This is a genomic window from Streptomyces sp. SID8352, assembly GCF_009862265.1.
GTDB lineage: Bacteria > Actinomycetota > Actinomycetes > Streptomycetales > Streptomycetaceae > Streptomyces.
Map to the genome: position 1 here is coordinate 1 of NZ_WWGX01000011.1, position 17,364 is coordinate 17,364.

Genomic DNA, 17,364 nt, shown 5'->3' on the forward strand with positions numbered 1-17,364 from the left:
GTGTGGTTGTTGTTGCAGCCGGTGCTCACCGTCGACCACTCGGCGACCTGCTGGTCCTCGGAGCCCTCCGGCTCGCTCAGGGACAGGTTCTGGAGCTTGAGGATCTCGGACATGACGGTTCCCTTCTTCGGTGGAGGTGTGCCGTGCGGTGGTGCGCGGTCGCTCAGGCGACCGGGATCAGGGGCTCGGACCGGAGCAGTCCGGGCAGGGCGGGGTGGTTCCCGGCGGCGGCGTGCAGGGCGTGCAGGACGCCGGCGGTGCCGGTGGCCAGGTCCATCGAGAGGCGGTAGTGCTGGGCGCCGGGGAAGGCCAGGCCGTCCCGGTAGCCGATGGCGTGCCAGCTCAGCAGCCGCAGGTGGCGGCGGAGGGCCTGCCGCGCACCGGGCCGTTCCGGGTGGGCGGCCAGCAGGGCGATGAGTCCGGCGCGGCCGGTGAAGAGGTCGCTGAAGAGGACGAAGGGCGCGCGGGCCGCGGTCAGGGCGCCGTCGAGCAGGTCCCGCAGGGCGTCGTCGTGCCGGTGGCGCAGGTAGTGCCCGGCGGTCAGGGCCAGTCCGGCGCTGCCGTTGGCGAGGTAGGGCAGCATCCGGGTGCCGTCGCGGAGGTTGACGGCGCCCTCCTCGCTGCGGACGCAGCGCTCGGCGTCGGCGCGCAGGGCGCGCAGGGCGAGGTCGAGCAGGGCGGGGTCGCGGACGGCGTCGTAGCGGTGCAGGAAGAAGGCGGCGCTGCCGGTGGGTCCGTGCATCAGCCCGGCGCGGTGCGGGCCGGGGCCCGGGTCGTCCAGCCGCTCGGCGAGCCGGGCGGTGACGGCGTCGAGTTCGTCGCCGAGGTCGGCGCCGTCGCCGGGCCGGTGGAGGTGGTGCAGGGCGATGCCGATGCCGGCCAGTCCGTCGTGGAGGGAGGCGTCGGCGGCGGGAGCGGCGCGCTGGACGAGTTCCAGGGCCTGTCCGGGCCTGCCCAGGCGGTCGAGGACCAGGGCGGCGCCGTGCAGTCCCCCGTAGAGTCCGGGGCGCGGGTCGGCGGCGCGGCGGGCGGCCCGCCAGAGCCATTCGGTGTGCTCCTCGTCCACCGGGTGGCCGGTGGTGTGGAGGGTGTGCAGGACGCCGGCGGCTCCGTGGGCGAGGGTGTAGCCGCCGTCGTGCAGGGCGACGGGGTCGCCGGGGAAGAGCCGGTCGGTGCGCCGGGGGGTGGCGCTGGCGGTCAGGGCGCGGGCCAGCCGGGCGCCGAGGGCGGCGGGCGCGGGGGTGTCGTCCTCCCCGCGCGGCCGGGCCGCCCCGGGTCGTGGCGCCGTCAGCCGGGCCGCCGTCGGCGGCGCCGCGGGGTCGTCGGGGGTGTCGGGGCGGTGCAGTCCGGCGCGGACCTCCTCGCGCCAGCCGGGCGGCAGCGGGTAGAACTCGGCTGCGGCGTCGAGGAGTTCGTCGAGCTTGCCGGGGTCGAGGTCGATCAGCATGGTCAGCGGCAGCAGCAGGGCGAGCCGGATGCTGTGCAGGGCGTAGCGGTCGCGGGCGAAGCCGTCGGGGGCGTGCGGGGCGACGAAGCCGGGGCAGCCCATGCTGGGCGAGGGGTCGATGCCGGGTCGGTGCGCGGTCTCCAGGTCGATGAGGCAGATGCGGCCGTCGGGCCGGACCAGCACGTTGGCGGGGTGCAGGTCCCCGAAGGCCCAGCCGCGTTCGTGCAGGGCGTCGAGGGCGCGGGCGAGCTGGTCGGTGAGGTCCTGGACGCGGGCGCCGTAGGCGGCGAGCGCCTCGGGGGCGGGGTCGGGGCGGACGATGGGGTTGTTGCGGGCCATGAACTGGCGCAGGGTCTCGCCCTCGACGTACTCCTCGGCCAGGTAGTGGTGCTCCCAGGCGGTGAAGCGCTCGATCAGGCGCGGTACCCAGGGCAGTCCGGCCAGGGCGCGCAGGGCGCGTTCCTCCTGGTCGAGTCGGGTGACCGCGTCGGTGCCGGCGCCGTCCAGCCCGGCGAGGGGGCGGGCCTCGCGCAGCACCACCTCGTGGCCCGCCGCGTCGCGGGCCCGGTAGATGCCGCCGCCGTTGGAGAAGTGCAGGGCGGCCTCGACCCGGTAGGGCAGGGGGTCCATGCTCTGCCGGTCGTGGACGCGCAGGGCCTCGCGCAGCACCTCGGGCGGGGTCAGCCAGGCGGGGAGCCGGAAGCAGGGGTCGCGCCGGTCGGGGACGAGGGTGCCGTCGGGCGCCTCGATGGCGAGGGTCCTGCCGCCGTCGGGGTCGGTGCACCAGCGTTCCCGGAATCCGCCGTAACGGACGTAGAGGGGGCCGTCGTTGAAGCGGAGGTCGCCGAGGATGTAGGGGCCGGTGAAGCCGCTGAGCCGGCGGTCCAGGTCGGTGAGGACGATGGTGAGCCGCCGCTCGTCCTCGGGGTAGACGGTGAGCAGCTTGCCGCTGCTGCCGCGGCGGGCGTACTTGCCGTTGTTGAGCAGGTGGATGCGGTGGGTGGGCAGGAACTTGTGGGCGACGCGCTCGGCCAGGCAGTACTCGGTGACGATGTCGACGACGCGTTCGGCGTCCTCGGTGGTCGAGGAGACGTGGATCTTGTAGCCCTGGTCCGGGAGGCGGGGGGCGTCGGGGCCCTCGGGGAGCTGGTGGATCCAGGTCGTCGTCTCCTTCCGGCGGAAGCCGTCCGGCACCGCGCGGTCGGCCGCGGCGAACCGCCGCTGGTCACCGCTGCCGGCGGGGTGGTCGTAGAAGAGCGGGTCCGCCCCGGCGTACACATGATGGTTGCCTCGCACCTTGGTCCACCCCTTCTCGGGTCGCTTCGCGGATGAGCGTTTCCGTGCCGTTCGCCGTCGTGCGGGGCACGGTGTTCGGCCGTTTCCGTCGCCGGCGGTGGCCGCTGTGCCGCGCTGATCGCTTCTGCGCGGTTCCGGTGGAGTTCCGGGAGTTGATTCCCGGCGGAATTCCGGGGGATTTCCGGTGATTCTCCGGAGAGGGTGCCTGCCCGGTCTCCGGGCGGGTCCTTCAGGTGAGGATCCAGGTGGGGTTGGCGCCGCCGCGGCCGAGGACGTCGCCGTCGTCGAGCACGCCGTCGGACTCGGAGAGGAATCCCTGGGAGGCGTTGATACCGCTCATTTTCTTTTCCTTCTTTCCGGTGCGGGAGGGTGGTCGAGGGGGTGGTGCGGGGATGCGGTGGCGCGGGGTCCGGGGGCCGCCGGAGGGGGCCGGCCGGAGGGTGGGGCGGCGGGCTTTCCGCTCAGCCGCCCCAGGTCACGTCGCCCTCCTTGGGGGCGGTGGGCGTCGGGGTGGGGGCCGGGGCCGGCTGCTCGTCCTGGGCCGGTCCGGCCTGGACCCGGCTGTGGGAGACGGGGGCGGGGGAATGGGCGGTGACGACGGCTCCGGCCGCGGCGGTCGAGGCCCCGAGGACAATGAGGGCTCCGGCAGCGATGGAGGCAATTCTGTGAACCGTCATTTCGCATTCCTCTCGTAACTGGAGATCACGATGGAGAACCCATTCCGGTTCCCGCTTTTCCCGCTTTCCCGGCGGCCGTTCTCCGGCTGCCGATGGCTCTACTGTGACGTCTTGTCAGAGGGGAGGGAACGGCTTCCGGGTGGACAGATCCGGCAGTGGCATAAGCCGTCCACCCCCGGTGGGGCCCGGGCCGGAACCGGCCCAGGGGTCCCACGGGGCGTCGATCAGCGCCGCGCCGGAGCCGAGCAGCACCCAGCCGCGCAGCGGGCCGTCCGCCTCCAGGGCGCGGCCGCACAGCCGGACGGCGTTCCCCTCGGCCTCGGCCAGGGTCTCGGCGGTGAAGAACAGCCCGAGCACCCAGTCGTCGCCGGACTCATGGACGCTGACGTGCTCCAGCCGGTCCGCCTCCCGCGCCTGGCGGGTGACGAACTCGGCTGCGCGGGAAGGGATTCGCTGACCGGTGGGGGCCCTCAGCCGGGCGTGCACGAGATACATGAACCCGATCCTCCGCGCGCCCCATACCGCATCACAAGCGGACAAGGCGGGCCGCTTCCGGCCCTGCATAAACCGTCCACCTGTCCGCATGGACACGATCCCTTTACAATCCGTGCACTTTGAGGCGGCCGAGGAGAGGGTCGAACGGTGTTGGACGTACTGGGACTTGATACGGACGCCGAACGCGTCTACCGCGCCATGCTCGGCCATCCCCGGGAGGGCGTGGTCCAGCTGGCCCTGCTGCTGTCCATGTCCGAGGAGCAGGTGCGCTCCGGCCTGGACCGGCTCAGCGAACTGGCCCTGGTCCACCCCTCCGCACAGGAGGGCGTGGGCTTCCGGGCGGTGGGCCCGGAGACCGCCATGGAGGTGCTGCTCGCCCGCCAGCAGGCCGAACTCGCCGCCCAGCAGATGCGGGTGGAGGCGTCACGGGCCGCCGCCGCCCAGCTCATCGCGGAGTGTTCGGCGTTACGGCCCCGCTCCCCCGACGCCGACGCCGAGCAGCTCATCGGCCCCGACGAGATCCGCGAACGCCTCGCCCGGCTGGCCTCCCGCGCCACCGAGGAGATCACCACCTTCGCCCCGGGCGGCGCCCACACCGCGGCCGACCTCGAAGCCAGCCGCGGCCCCAACGCCGAGCTGCTGGAACGGGGCGTGCGGATCCGCACCGTCTACCTGGACAGCGTCCGCAACCACCAGCCGACCCTGGACCACGTCGACTGGCTCAACAACCACGGCGGCCAGGTCCGCACCAGTCCGACCCTGCCCATCCGCATGATCATCGCGGACCGCTGCAACGCGGTCCTGCCCATCGACACCAGCGACGCGCGGGCCGGAGCGGTCGTGCTCAGCGGCGCGGGCACGGTGGCCGCGCTCTGCGCCCTGTTCGAGAGCGTGTGGCAGACCGCCACCCCCCTGGGCCACACCCCGCGGGCCGATCCCAACGGCCTGCCGCCCCAGGAGTCCGCCACCCTGCACCTGCTCGCCCAGGGCTACACCGACGAGGCCATCGCCAAGCGCCTGGGCGTCTCCCCGCGCACCGCCCGCCGGGTCGCCGCCGATCTGATGGAGCGCCTCAGCGCCCGCTCCCGGTTCCAGGCGGGCGTCAACGCGGCCCATCACGGCTGGCTCCCGAAGCCCTGAGCCCCCGTCCCGCGCCGGGCACCCGGCGCACCGCCCCGCCCGCCACCCGCCCCCGGCGGCCCGCGCCCCCCTCCCAGGGCCGGGAAGCCCCGCACCCGGGCACCGCGGGTCCCCCGCGCCCGGCCCCGTGCTCCGTGCCCGGCACCCCCGGGGCACACCCGCCCGCCCCGCGCGGCCGCACCGGGCGCTCCCCGCGCCGCCGCGCCCCCGCACCCGGCACTCCCGCGCCGGGAACCGTCCCGCCACCCGGAAAGCACGACGAGCGGGCGGCACCCCCGCACAGGGGTGCCGCCCGCTTCGTGTGATCCGGAGCCGCCGCCGATCGGTTGGTGGTCGGGTGACAGACGACGGCTCCGGAGCCGTGGACCGCAGGGGCCCGGGGGCTCTCCCCCCGGACCGCCTAGCGGTGGTCGCTGCCGGCCGCGGTGACCGCGGCGCGGCCCGCCTCCAGCCGGGCGACCGGGATGCGGAACGGCGAGCAGGAGACGTAGTCCAGCCCCACCCGGTGGAAGAAGTGGACGGACTCCGGGTCACCGCCGTGCTCACCGCAGACGCCGAGCTTCAGGTCGGGCCGGGTGGCCCGGCCCGCCTTCGCGGCGGCGGCGACCAGGGAGCCGACGCCGTCCACGTCGATCGTCTCGAAGGGGCTGACGCCGAAGATGCCCTTCTCCAGGTAGGCGGTGAAGAAGCTGGCCTCCACGTCGTCCCGGCTGAAGCCCCAGACCGTCTGGGTCAGGTCGTTGGTGCCGAAGGAGAAGAACTCCGCGGCCTCCGCGATCTGGGCGGCGGTCAGCGCGGCGCGCGGCAGCTCGATCATGGTGCCGATGGACAGGTGCAGCGAGGTGCCCGCGGCCTTCTCGACCTCCGCGATGACCTGGTCGGCCTCGTCGCGGACGAGTTCCAGCTCCTGGACGGTGCCCACCAGCGGGATCATGATCTCGGCGCGCGGGTCGCCCTTGGCCGCCCGGCGCTCGGCGGCGGCCTCCGCGATGGCCCGCACCTGCATGGTGAACAGGCCGGGGATGACCAGGCCGAGCCGGACGCCGCGCAGACCCAGCATCGGGTTCTGCTCGTGCAGCCGGTGCACGGCCTGGAGCAGCCGGAGCAGGTTCTCGTGCGGCTCCTGGCGGGCCTCGGCGAGGGCCACCCGGACCGACAGCTCGGTGATGTCGGGCAGGAACTCGTGCAGCGGCGGGTCGAGCAGGCGGACGGTGACGGGCAGGCCGTCCATCGCCTCGAACAGCTCGACGAAGTCCCGCCGCTGGAGCGGCAGCAGCGCCTTGAGGGACTCCTCGCGCTCGGCGTCGGTGTCGGCCAGGATCAGCCGCTCGACCAGCTCGCGCCGGTCGCCGAGGAACATGTGCTCGGTGCGGCACAGGCCGATGCCCTGGGCGCCGAAGCGGCGGGCGCGCAGCGCGTCCTCGGCGTTGTCGGCGTTGGCGCGCACCCGCAGCCGGCGCTTGCGGTCGGCGAAGGCCATCATCCGGTGCACGGCCTCGACCAGCTCGTCGGCGTCGTCGGCGCCCGGGTGCATGCGGCCCTCGAAGTACTCGACCACGGGCGACGGGACGACCGGCACCTCACCGAGGTAGACCTTGCCGGAGGAGCCGTCGATGGAGACCACGTCGCCCTCCTCCACGACGTGCCCGCCGGGCACGGTCATGCGGCGGCGCTTGGTGTCGACCTCCAGCTCCTCGGCGCCGCAGACACAGGTCTTGCCCATGCCGCGGGCCACCACGGCCGCGTGGGAGGTCTTGCCGCCGCGCGAGGTCAGGATGCCCTCGGCGGCGATCATGCCGTCCAGGTCGTCGGGGTTGGTCTCGCGGCGGATCAGGATGACCTTCTCGCCGGAGCGGGACCACTTGACGGCGGTGTAGGAGTCGAAGACGGCCTTGCCGACGGCGGCGCCGGGCGAGGCGGCGATGCCCCGGCCGACCTGCTCGACCTTGGCCTTCTCGTCGAAGCGGGGGAACATCAGCTGGGCGAGCTGGGCGCCGTTGACCCGGGTGAGGGCCTCGGCCTCGTCGATGAGCCCCTGGTCCACGAGCTGGGTGGCGATCCGGAAGGCGGCGCCCGCGGTGCGCTTGCCGACACGGGTCTGGAGCATCCACAGCCGGCCGCGCTCGATGGTGAACTCGATGTCGCAGAGGTCCAGGTAGTGGTTCTCCAGCGCCTCCATGATCTGGAGGAGCCGGTCGTAGGACTGCTTGTCGATCCGCTCCAGCTCCGCGAGCGGCACGGTGTTGCGGATGCCCGCGACGACGTCCTCGCCCTGGGCGTTCTGCAGGTAGTCGCCGTAGACGCCCTGCTGGCCGGAGGCGGGGTCGCGGGTGAAGGCGACGCCGGTGCCGGAGTCGGGGCCGAGGTTGCCGAAGACCATGGAGCAGACGTTGACGGCGGTGCCGAGGTCGTGCGGGATGCGCTCCTGGCGGCGGTAGAGCTTGGCGCGATCGCCGTTCCACGAGTCGAAGACCGCCTTGATGGCGAGGTCCATCTGCTCGCGCGGGTCCTGCGGGAAGTCCCGGCCAGCCTCCTTCTTGACGATCTTCTTGAAGGTGGCGACCAGCTTCTTCAGGTCCGCGGCCTCCAGCTCGGTGTCGACCGTGACCTTCTTGGCGGCCTTGGCCTTCTCCAGCGCCTCCTCGAAGAGGTCGCCGTCGACGCCGAGGACGGTCCGGCCGAACATCTGGATCAGGCGGCGGTAGGAGTCCCACGCGAAGCGCTCGTCCCCGGCCTGCTGCGCGAGGCCCACCACGGACTCGTCGGAGAGGCCGATGTTGAGGACGGTGTCCATCATGCCGGGCATCGAGAACTTGGCCCCGGAGCGCACCGAGACGAGGAGCGGGTCGTCGGCCTGGCCGAGCCGCTTGCCCATGCGGGCCTCCAGCGCGTCGAGGTGCGCACTCACCTCGTCACGCAGTGCCGCCGGCTCCTCGCCGCTGTCGAGGTAGACCTTGCAGGCCTCGGTGGTGATCGTGAACCCGGGGGGTACCGGCAGGCCCAGATTGGTCATCTCGGCGAGGTTGGCTCCCTTGCCACCGAGAAGATCCTTCAAGTCCTTGTTGCCCTCGGTGAAGTCGTAGACGAACTTCGCTGCACGGGGTGCGGTGTTTTCCGACACGGTCTCGACTCCTCGAAGACGCGGTGGCTGCCCTGACGTCGAGGAATGTACCCAGATCACGGGCTCATGGGTACGTCCACTTGCGCGCCATCCGCCCGTAACCACTCGTCCGCCGGTGGACCGGAAGTCAAGGCTTGGCAAGCGATCCGGCCCGCATGTTTTCACTTCTTGAACGAACACGGGGTCCGACACCCCGAACATGTCGCTCACATGAGCACCATCGAAAACATCTGAGTTCGATCGATGAACGATCATCACCTGGCACTCAGTGCCACACCTTGGAGAAGTGGACCCGGTCATGATCCGCTCATCTGAGCATGGCCCCTATCAGAGGTGGCGAGAATCACGCTGTCACAGGCCGCCGGATACCACCATGCGGACGCGTCCGGACAGGGCACGCGGGGGCGGCGGAGCCACCGGGCGGGGAGGAGGCCCGCCGAGGGCATGAAGAAGGCCCACCGAGGCGGATCGGTGGGCCCGGGAAACGGACGGCCCGCCTCCTCCTCTGCCCCGGCGGGCGTCCCCTCCGCCGCGGTCGGCATCTCCCCCCGCCGTGGCGGGCGCCCGGGGGCGGTGGCCGGGGTCCGGCCGCGCGCCCGGGGCTGCCGGAATCCAGCCGGGGCCCGGAGGAACCCGGCGGAACCGGTCCGGGCCCCGGAAGGACCGGGTGGACCGGGCCGGGGAGGGCGGCCCCGGGCGGGGCGGACCGAGCCGGGGCGAGGAGGCGTGGGGAGGCGAGGCGGGGGGTGAGGAGGCGTGGGGGGCGAGGCAGGGAGGGGCGGGCCGGGGAGGAGAGGCGCCGGGGCACCCCGGACGGGGCGCGGCCCGGCGGTCCCGTCAGCCGCCGGAGGTGTCCAGTTCGGCGTCCTCGCCGACGCCCGTGCAGTCGTACGGGTCCCCCAGCCAGCCCTCGGGCAGCACGACCCGGTTGTTGCCGGAGGTCCGGCCGCGCGGCCCGTCGGCCCCGGCGGGCCAGGGCTGGCCGAGATCCAGCTCGTCCAGCCCGGCGCGCAGCTCGGCCAGCGAGGAGGTGACGGCGAGCCGCCTGCGCATCTCGGAGCCGACGGCGAAGCCCTTCAGGTACCAGGCGACGTGCTTGCGGAAGTCGATGACACCCCGCGCCTCGTCCCCGAGCCACTCCCCCAGCAGGGCGGCGTGCCGGACCATCACCTCGGCGACCTGGCGCAGACCGGGCCGCACCGCGCCCTCGGGGCGCCCCTCGAAGGCGGCGACCAGATCCGCGAACAGCCACGGCCGGCCCAGGCAGCCGCGCCCGACCACGACGCCGTCGCAGCCGGTCTCGCGGACCATCCGCAGCGCGTCCTCGGCGCACCAGATGTCGCCGTTGCCGAGCACCGGGATCTCCGGGACGTGCTCCTTGAGCCGGGCGACGGCCTCCCAGTCGGCGGTGCCGCCGTAGTGCTGGGCGGTGGTGCGCCCGTGCAGGGCGACGGCGGCGACGCCCTCCTCGACGGCGATCCGGCCGGCGTCCAGATAGGTCAGGTGGTCGTCGTCGATGCCCTTGCGCATCTTCATCGTGACCGGGAGGTCACCGGCGCCGGTGACCGCCTCGCGGACGATGGCCCGCAGCAGGTTCCGCTTGTACGGGAGGGCGGAGCCGCCGCCCTTGCGGGTGACCTTGGGCACCGGGCAGCCGAAGTTGAGGTCGATGTGGTCGGCCAGGCCCTCGTCCGCGATCATGCGGACGGCCTTGCCGACGGTGGCCGGGTCGACGCCGTAGAGCTGGATCGAGCGGGGGCTCTCGCTCGGGTCGAAGCGGATGAGCTGCATCGTCTTCTCGTTGCGCTCGACCAGCGCCCGGGTCGTGATCATCTCGCTCACGAACAGGCCCTTGCCGCCGCTGAACTCCCGGCACAGGGTGCGGAACGGCGCGTTGGTGATCCCCGCCATCGGCGCCAGCACCACGGGCGGCGCGACGGGGAGCGGACCCACCCGGAGCGGCGGTGTCGTGGTGGTGGCGGACGGCATGGTGGACGTGGGCATTGCCCCATTGTCCCGCACGGCGGGCGGTGCCCGCGGCACCGGGAGCGCGGCGCGGCGGTGTTCCGGCCACGGGCCCGGGGCCGGGGCGGCGCCCCGCGGACGCCTCATCCCGCGGCACCATTTCCCCGGTCGTTAGTTAGCCGCACTATCGAAACATGCGTACGATGCACACGTGACCGACCCGCTCGGCCCTCGACGACGGACATTCGTCCTGGCCATCTGCTGCATGAGCCTGCTGATCGTGAGCATCGACAACACGATCCTGAACGTCGCCCTGCCCTCCCTCCAGCGCGACCTGGACGCGAGCACGTCCGGGCTCCAGTGGACCATCGACGTCTACACACTGGTCCTGGCCGCGCTGCTGATGCCGGCGGGCTCCGCCGCCGACCGGATCGGCCGCAAGCGGGTCTTCATGACCGGTCTCGTCGTCTTCACGGCCGGTTCGCTGCTGTGCTCGCTGGCGACCGACCTGTCCTCGCTGGTCGTCTTCCGGGGCGTGCAGGCGGTGGGCGGTTCCATGCTCAACCCGGTCGCCATGTCGATCATCACCAACACCTTCACCGATCCGCGCGAGCGGGCCCGTGCCATCGGGCTGTGGGCTTCCGTGGTCGGCCTGTCCATGGCCGCCGGTCCGCTGGTCGGCGGCCTGCTGGTGGACTCGGTGGGCTGGCGGGCGGTGTTCTGGGTCAACGTGCCGGTGGGGCTGGTGGCTCTGCTGCTCACCCTGCTGTTCGTGCCGGAGTCCCGGGCCGCCCACGCCCGCCGCCCCGACCCGGTGGGCCAACTGCTGGTCATCCTGCTGTTCGGCGCCCTCACGTACGCGATCATCGAGGTGCCCTCCGCCGGGTTCCTCGCGGTGCTGCCCTTCGGCGCGCTCGCGCTGGCCGCGCTGCTGGGGCTGCTGGTGTACGAGCCCCGGCGGGCCGAGCCCTTGATCGACCTGCGCTTCTTCCGCTCGGCGCCGTTCAGCGGGGCGACCGCCATCGCCGTGGGCGCGTTCGCCTCACTCGGCGGATTCCTGTTCCTTTCCACGCTGTACCTGCAGAACGTGCGGGGGCTGAGCGCCCTGCACGCGGGCCTGTGGATGCTGCCGATGGCGGTGCCGGTGCTCCTGTGCGCGCCGCTGTCCGGGCGGCTGGTCGGGGCGCGCGGTCCGCGGCCCCCGCTGCTGATCGCGGGCGTCGCGATGACCGTCGGCGCGCTGCTGTTCGCCGCCTTCGGGGCGGAGCGCTCCGACGCCGGGCTCCTCCTCGGCTACGCCCTGTTCGGGATCGGCTTCGGCTTCGTCAACGCGCCCATCACCAACACCGCCGTCTCCGGCATGCCCCGCTCCCAGGCCGGGGTGGCCGCCGCCATCGCCTCCACCAGCCGCCAGCTCGGGCAGACCCTCGGCGTCGCGGTGGTCGGGGCGGTGCTGGCGGCGGGGGTGGGCGCGTCGGCGTACCGCGACGCGTTCGTCACCGCCGCGCGCCCCGGCTGGTGGGTGCTGACCGGCTGCGGTCTGACCGTGCTGGTCCTGGGCGCCCTGACCACGGGCCGCTGGGCACGCCGCACGGCGGACGAGACCGCCGAGCGCCTGGCGTCCCCGGCGGCGCGGGACGCGGCGCAAACCCGCGCCTGAGCCGTGCGGGGCGCCGCGCCGGGCCGCCGTGGCGGCCGACGGGGCGGGCTGCGGGATCAGGCCGCGGGGCGCGGGAGGTGGCGGGCCAGCCGGGGCCAGTAGGCCGTCACCGCCTCCTCGACCCGGGGCAGGGCCCGCTGCCCGGCCAGGGCCAGGGCGATGGCGGCGGCCACCCCCGTCCAGGCGGCCGGGCCGAGCGGGGTGCAGCCGAACAGCCTGCTGACGCCGGGGGTCTGGACCAGGGCGACCAGCACGGCGGCCGACCCCACCGAGGTGAACCGGACCAGGCGGCTGTCCCGGCGGTCGGTGAGGGTCTGGGCGAGCTGGGTGCCGACCACCGCGCACAGGGCCATGGTCGTGGAGCGGCGGGCGGTGCCCGGGGTGAAGCGGCCGAGGAGCCAGGCGGCGGTGGCCCCGAGGGCGGTGGTCATGGCCCGGTGCCGGATCTGCCGGAGCAGGGGCGCGCCCAGCACCGCGGTCCCCAGCGGGGCGCCCGCGGCGGCGTCCTCCCGCTCGGGGTCGCCGGTGGGCGTGACGGCCACCGCCATCGCGGGGAACAGGTCGGTGAACAGGTTGACCAGGAGCATCTGCCGGGTGGACAGCGGGGCGGCGCCGCCGAGGACGGTGCCGAGGATGCCGAAGCCGACCTCGCCCGCGTTGCCGCCGATCAGGATGGCGATGGCGTCCGCGACGCTGTGCCAGAGGGCGCGGCCCTCGCGCACCGCCTCCACCAGGACCAGCAGGTCGTCGCCGGTGACGACGAGGTCGGCGGCGTTGCGGGCGGCGGCCGAGCCGCGGGCGGTGATGCCGACGCCGATGTCGGCGGCGCGGATCGCGGCGGCGTCGTTGGCGCCGTCGCCGACCATGCCGACGACCCGGCCCGCGTCCCGCAGCGACTCGACGACCTGGAGCTTCTGCTCGGGCGCCACCCGGGCGACGACATCGGCGTCGCGCAGCATCCGGGAGCGGGCCGGGCGGTCGGCGGCGGCCAGTTCGTCGCCGGTGACGACGACGGCGTCCTCGGGCCAGCCCAGTCCGGCGGCGATGGCGCGGGCGGTCTGCGGATGGTCGCCGGTGAGCACCACGGGCCGCACGCCCGCCTCGCGCAGCCCGCGCACCAGCGCCGGGGAGGTCTCCCGGGCCACGTCGGACAGGGCCAGCAGGCCGGTGAACTCCAGCCCGGACAGGGGGCGTTCGAGCACCTCACCGGGCCGTTCGCCGGCGGCGAGGGGGCGCCGGGCGACCGCGATGATGCGCAGTCCGCCCCGGGCCAGCTCGTGCGCCGCCCCGGTGGCGCCGTCGGGCGGCGCGGCGCAGGCGGGCAGCACCGTCTCGGGGGCGCCCTTGACCACCAGGACCGGTGCCCCGCCGCCGTCCCGGCCGACGGCGGCGGCATAGCCCCGGGAGGTCTCGAAGGGCAGCCCCTCCTCCTGCGTCCAGTCCGGGTCGTCCCCGGCGGCGGTGAGGACGGCCTCGTCGGTGGAGTGGACGGGGCGCTCGCCGTCGCCGTCGAGCCGGGGGCAGGCGCGGGCGGCGACCCGCACCGTCCCGGCGGCAACGGGGTCACCGGCGGGGCGGACGGTGCCGTCGGGCCCGGCGACGCGGGTCAGCCGCAGCCTGTTCTCGGTGAGGGTGCCGGTCTTGTCGAAGCAGATGGTGTCCATCCGGCCCAGCGCCTCCAGGGTGCGCGGGGCGCGGACGAGGACGCCCCGGCGGCTGAGCCTGCGGGCCGCCGCCAGCTGCGCCACGGTCGCCACCAGCGGCAGCCCCTCGGGCACGGCGGCCACGGCCACGGAGACCCCGCCGGCCACGGCCTGCCGGAGCGGCGTGCCGCGCAGCAGCGACAGCCCGGTCACGGCGGCACCCCCGGCCAGCGTCAGCGGCAGTGCCTTGCGGGTGAGTTCCTGGAGCCGGGCCTGCACGCCCGCCGCGGCCGGGGTGCGTGCGGCCAGGGCGACCGCGCGGGCGGCCTCGGTGTGCTCCCCGGTGCCGACGACAACGGCGCGGGCACGTCCGGCCACCACCGTGGTGCCCTCGAAGACCATGCAGTGCCGCTCCGCCATGGGCGCCTTCGGCGCCGGGTCGACGCACTTGTCCACCGGGAGGGACTCGCCGGTCAGCGCGGACTCGTCGACCTCCAGACCGTCCTCCCAGAGCAGCCGGGCGTCGGCGGGGACCACGTCGTCGGCCTGCAGCTCGATCACCTGGCCGGGGCGCAACTGGCCGGCGTCCACGATGCGGGTGCCGGAGGTGCCCGGGGCGGCGGGGGTGCCGGTGCCGGGTTCGCCGGAGGCGGGGGCCGGGGCGCCGGTACCGGAACCAGTGCCCGTGCCCGTGCCCGTGCCGGTGCCGGTGCCAGTGCCCGTGCCGGTGCCAGTGCCGGTGCCGGTGCCGGTGCCAGTGCCCGTGCCGGTGCGGGCGGTGGCGCGGTCGGGGCCGCGGGTCACGGCGGCCTCCGGGTGCCGTCCGGACGAGGGGCCGGGCGGCGGACCCTGCGCCGGGCCGGACGGGGGGCGGGGTCCCGGACCGGTCGCCGGGCCGGACGCCGGACCACCGGACGGGCCGCCGGACGGGGGGCCGTGCCGCCCGTCGGACCTTCCGGTGTCCGGTCCGGACACGGGGACCGGCCCGGACACCGGCTCCGGCTCCGTCGTCAGGCGGGCCTTCTGCTGCTGCCCCGCCAGCAGTCCGGACAGCGCGCGTTCGGCGCGCAGCCGCTGGAAGCCGCCGACCAGGGCGTTGAGATCGAGGGCGCCGATGACCAGGGCCGCGTCGACGACCGAGCCGAGGATGGCGGAGGCCGCCGAGCCGACGGCCAGGACGGGGGTGAGCGGATCGTCCAGCTCCCCCCGCACCGCCTCCGCGAGCTGCCAGCTCCAGAGCAGCGGCTCCAGCGCCCTGATCCGCCCCGCCCGTCCGGCCAGCGCCCGCGCGCGGGCCAGGGCCGCCTCGACAGCGGTGGGCACCGGCTCGCCCTCCCGGGCCAGCCGCTCCCGTACGGCACCGGGCTCCAGCGCGTGCCAGGCCACCCGGGGCCGGGGGCGCGGCCCGCGGGCCACGGCCACGCCGAGGGCGGCGCGCGTCCCGGAGTACAGGGCCGCCGCGGCGCTCACGTCGACGGGCGCGTGCCGCAGTCTGAGCAGCGCCGAGGGACCGCGCCCGCTGCGCGCCCGGCCGACCGCCACCAGCAGCCCGGACAGCGCGGCGCCGGACCGGGCGAGCGTCTGGGAACGGCGCCCGACCGCCCGCGCCGCCGGCACCGCGCGCAGCAGCCGCCACACGTCCGCCGGGCCGCCGGGTGCCAGCACGTCCGCACCCCAGGCCACCGGGCAGTCCCCGTCGGCCAGCGCGACGGCCACGTCGGCGGCGTGCAGCCCGGCCATCACGTCCGGTCCGTCGCCGGGCGCGGGCCGGACGACGGCGACGACGCCGCCCTCCTTCCGCAGCTCGGCCACCACGTCCGGCAGGGGCCGCCCGGCGCGGACGACCTGGTCGGCGAGGCCGGTGAAGTCGGCCAGCGCCGGGTCCTCCACCATCACCACCCGCAGTCCGGCGCGCCGCGCCGCGTCCAGGACGTCCTCCGTCCACGGGTCCGCCCCGGCCCCGGGGGTGCGCAGCGCGCTCGGGTGCAGGACGACGGTGCGGGCCGTCTCCAGCTGCCGCAGCCGCTCGGGGTCGCGCACCAGGACACCGGTGCGGGACAGGGCCGCGCACAGCACGGCGTTGAAGGCGGCGGGTCCGTACCGCGCCGCCTTGGGCGATCCGGCGAGCAGCGCCTCGGCCACCTCCGCCACGTCGTGCTTGACCAGCAGGGTCGCGGCGGCACCCGCCACGCTTCCGGCGGAGGCGTGGGCGGCGTACTCCTGGGCGGGCGAGGTGCGCAGCGGGGGGCGGGCCGAGGGGGCCGGGGGCAGGCTGCCCCGGCCGGGCACGCACAGGTCGTCGTGGACCGCCTCGAAGGCGGCCGCGCGGGTCACGGCCTCGGCGAGCTGGCAGACGCGCAGGCCCCCGTCGAGGATCAGCGGGACCGGGCTCTGTCCGGCGCCGTGGACGGCCGCGTTGGCGACGGCGAGCAGCATGTCCGTCCGGTGGTGGCCGATCCGGTCGCGCAGCAGGCCGCGGAAGGCGGGGTTCTCGCGCAGCAGCGTCGTCACGGCGGTCACCAGGCGCGGTGAGGCGGGCAGCCGCAGCCGGGCGGCGGTGACGGCGCAGGCGACGCCGAGGATGTCGGCGCCGAGTGCGGCGGCGGCCACGCGCACCGGGGCCGGGTGGCCGGGGTGGCTGGTCTCCTCCACCCCGGGGTCGAAGCGGATCAGCCCGTGGTGCGCGGCGAGATCGGTGGCGCGGTCCAGGGCGCGGTCGGTCAGGGCGCCCTCGGTGGCGGTCACGACGAGCCGGGCGAGGCCGCGGTCCCAGTAGGCGAGGGCCACGTCGGGGTGCTCGGCCAGCGCCGCGGCGACCCGTCGCGCGGCCCGCTCGACGCGGACGCGCTCGGCGTGGGTGACGGGGGGCCGTCCTCCGGGAAGGACGGGGGGCCGTCCTCCGGGGACGGCGGTTCCCTCCGGGGCCGGGGCGGCGGTCCCCTCCGGGACACCGGTTCCCTCCGGGGCGGCGGTCCCCCGGCGGACGGCGGCGCGCCCGGGGGCGGGGGCCCGCGCCGGGGCGAGGCCCCCTTCCGGAACGGCTGCTCCCGCCCGGGCCCCCTCCGGGGGAGCCGCCCCCGGCTGGACGGCGGCACGGCCGGAGACGGTGGCCCGCGCCGGGGCAACACCCCGTCCCGGAGCGGCTGTTCCCCCACGGGCCCCCTCCGGGGCGCGGGCTCCCCGGCCGACGGCAGCACCACCGGGGGCGAGGGGCCGCGCCGGGGCAACACCCCCTCCCGGGACGGCTGCTCCCTCCCGGGCCCCCTCCGGGGCACGGGCTCCCCGGCCGACGGCAGTGCGCTCCGGGAGGGCGGCCTCCTCCGAGGCGGCAGCCTCTTCCCGGATGTCGACGCCCTCCGGAGGAGTGGCCCCGGGGGCCACGGCGCCCTCCGGGACACCGGTGCCCTCGGGGAGAGCGGCCCCTTCAGCGGCGACGGCCCCCTCCGGGGCGGCAGGCCGCTCGGAGCACACGCCTCCTTCCGGAACGGCGGCCCCTTCCCGGGCGGTGTCCTCCTCCCGGGCCGCGGTCCCCTCGGGGGTCCCGGTCCCGGTGCCGGTCCCGGTGCCGGTCCCGGTCTCGGTCCCGTCCGGGACGGGGCCTGCCGCGCGGTCGGCGTCCCGCTCCCGAGGCGGGGTTCCCTCCGGGGTGCCGGTGTCCTCCGGGGCCAGCGTCAGCGCCAGGTGGGCGCGGGGGCCCGCGCGCCATTCCCGGGCGCCGCCGGGCAGCGCGGCGCGGGTGGCGCGGGCCGCCCGCGCGGCGAACTCGGCGCCGCGCACCCCCGCCCGCGCGCCGCCGGCGACCGCGCCCGCGGCGGCGCCGACGGCGGGCGCGGCGCCGCGGACGAGCAGGCGGGGTCCGGCCAGGACGAACCCGGCGACGGCGTCCTGGGAGCGCGTCAGAAGTCCACCCACCATCGCCG

9 protein-coding genes are annotated in these 17,364 nt (G+C 75.6%); 3 read left to right on the top strand and 6 right to left on the bottom strand.

Annotated elements, in window-relative coordinates:
* Positions 1 to 163: 163 nt before the first annotated feature.
* On the bottom strand, positions 164 to 2,743 hold the full coding sequence (gene lanKC, locus GTY84_RS03600; RefSeq protein WP_161224618.1) for a class III lanthionine synthetase LanKC: 2,580 nt from the start codon (positions 2,741 to 2,743) through the stop codon (positions 164 to 166).
* A gap of 32 nt (positions 2,744 to 2,775) precedes the next feature.
* Between lanKC and GTY84_RS03605 the strand changes: the two genes are divergently transcribed.
* The gene (locus GTY84_RS03605; RefSeq protein WP_161224619.1) at positions 2,776 to 2,931 is read left to right on the top strand and encodes a hypothetical protein; all 156 of its coding nucleotides are present in this window, start codon (positions 2,776 to 2,778) and stop codon (positions 2,929 to 2,931) included.
* A 273-nt stretch (positions 2,932 to 3,204) separates the two neighbouring features.
* On the opposite strand, the gene GTY84_RS03610 is transcribed toward GTY84_RS03605, so the two are convergent.
* Positions 3,205 to 3,420 (bottom strand): hypothetical protein, encoded by a 216-nt coding sequence (locus GTY84_RS03610; RefSeq protein WP_161224620.1) that lies wholly within the window; start codon positions 3,418 to 3,420, stop codon positions 3,205 to 3,207.
* A gap of 114 nt (positions 3,421 to 3,534) precedes the next feature.
* Positions 3,535 to 3,915, bottom strand: a complete 381-nt coding sequence (locus tag GTY84_RS03615; protein WP_161224621.1) for a hypothetical protein — start codon at positions 3,913 to 3,915, stop codon at positions 3,535 to 3,537.
* Between the two features lie 147 nt (positions 3,916 to 4,062).
* Between GTY84_RS03615 and GTY84_RS03620 the strand changes: the two genes are divergently transcribed.
* Positions 4,063 to 5,055: a LuxR C-terminal-related transcriptional regulator gene (locus tag GTY84_RS03620; RefSeq protein WP_161224622.1), complete on the top strand. Its 993-nt coding sequence runs from the start codon at positions 4,063 to 4,065 to the stop codon at positions 5,053 to 5,055.
* A gap of 400 nt (positions 5,056 to 5,455) precedes the next feature.
* Here GTY84_RS03620 and ppdK read toward each other — a convergent pair whose 3' ends face one another.
* Complete coding sequence (gene ppdK / locus GTY84_RS03625) at positions 5,456 to 8,176, bottom strand: pyruvate, phosphate dikinase (protein WP_161224623.1); 2,721 nt, start codon at positions 8,174 to 8,176, stop codon at positions 5,456 to 5,458.
* An 837-nt stretch (positions 8,177 to 9,013) separates the two neighbouring features.
* Positions 9,014 to 10,180 (bottom strand): tRNA dihydrouridine synthase DusB, encoded by a 1,167-nt coding sequence (gene dusB, locus GTY84_RS03630; protein WP_161224624.1) that lies wholly within the window; start codon positions 10,178 to 10,180, stop codon positions 9,014 to 9,016.
* A gap of 226 nt (positions 10,181 to 10,406) precedes the next feature.
* On the opposite strand from dusB, the gene GTY84_RS03635 reads away from it, so the two are divergent.
* On the top strand, positions 10,407 to 11,801 hold the full coding sequence (locus GTY84_RS03635) for an MFS transporter (RefSeq protein WP_161224695.1): 1,395 nt from the start codon (positions 10,407 to 10,409) through the stop codon (positions 11,799 to 11,801).
* Between the two features lie 56 nt (positions 11,802 to 11,857).
* Here GTY84_RS03635 and GTY84_RS33405 read toward each other — a convergent pair whose 3' ends face one another.
* Positions 11,858 to 17,359, bottom strand: coding sequence for a cation-translocating P-type ATPase (locus tag GTY84_RS33405; protein WP_237532022.1), 5,502 nt, complete (start codon positions 17,357 to 17,359; stop codon positions 11,858 to 11,860).
* Between the last annotated feature and the right edge of the window lie 5 nt (positions 17,360 to 17,364).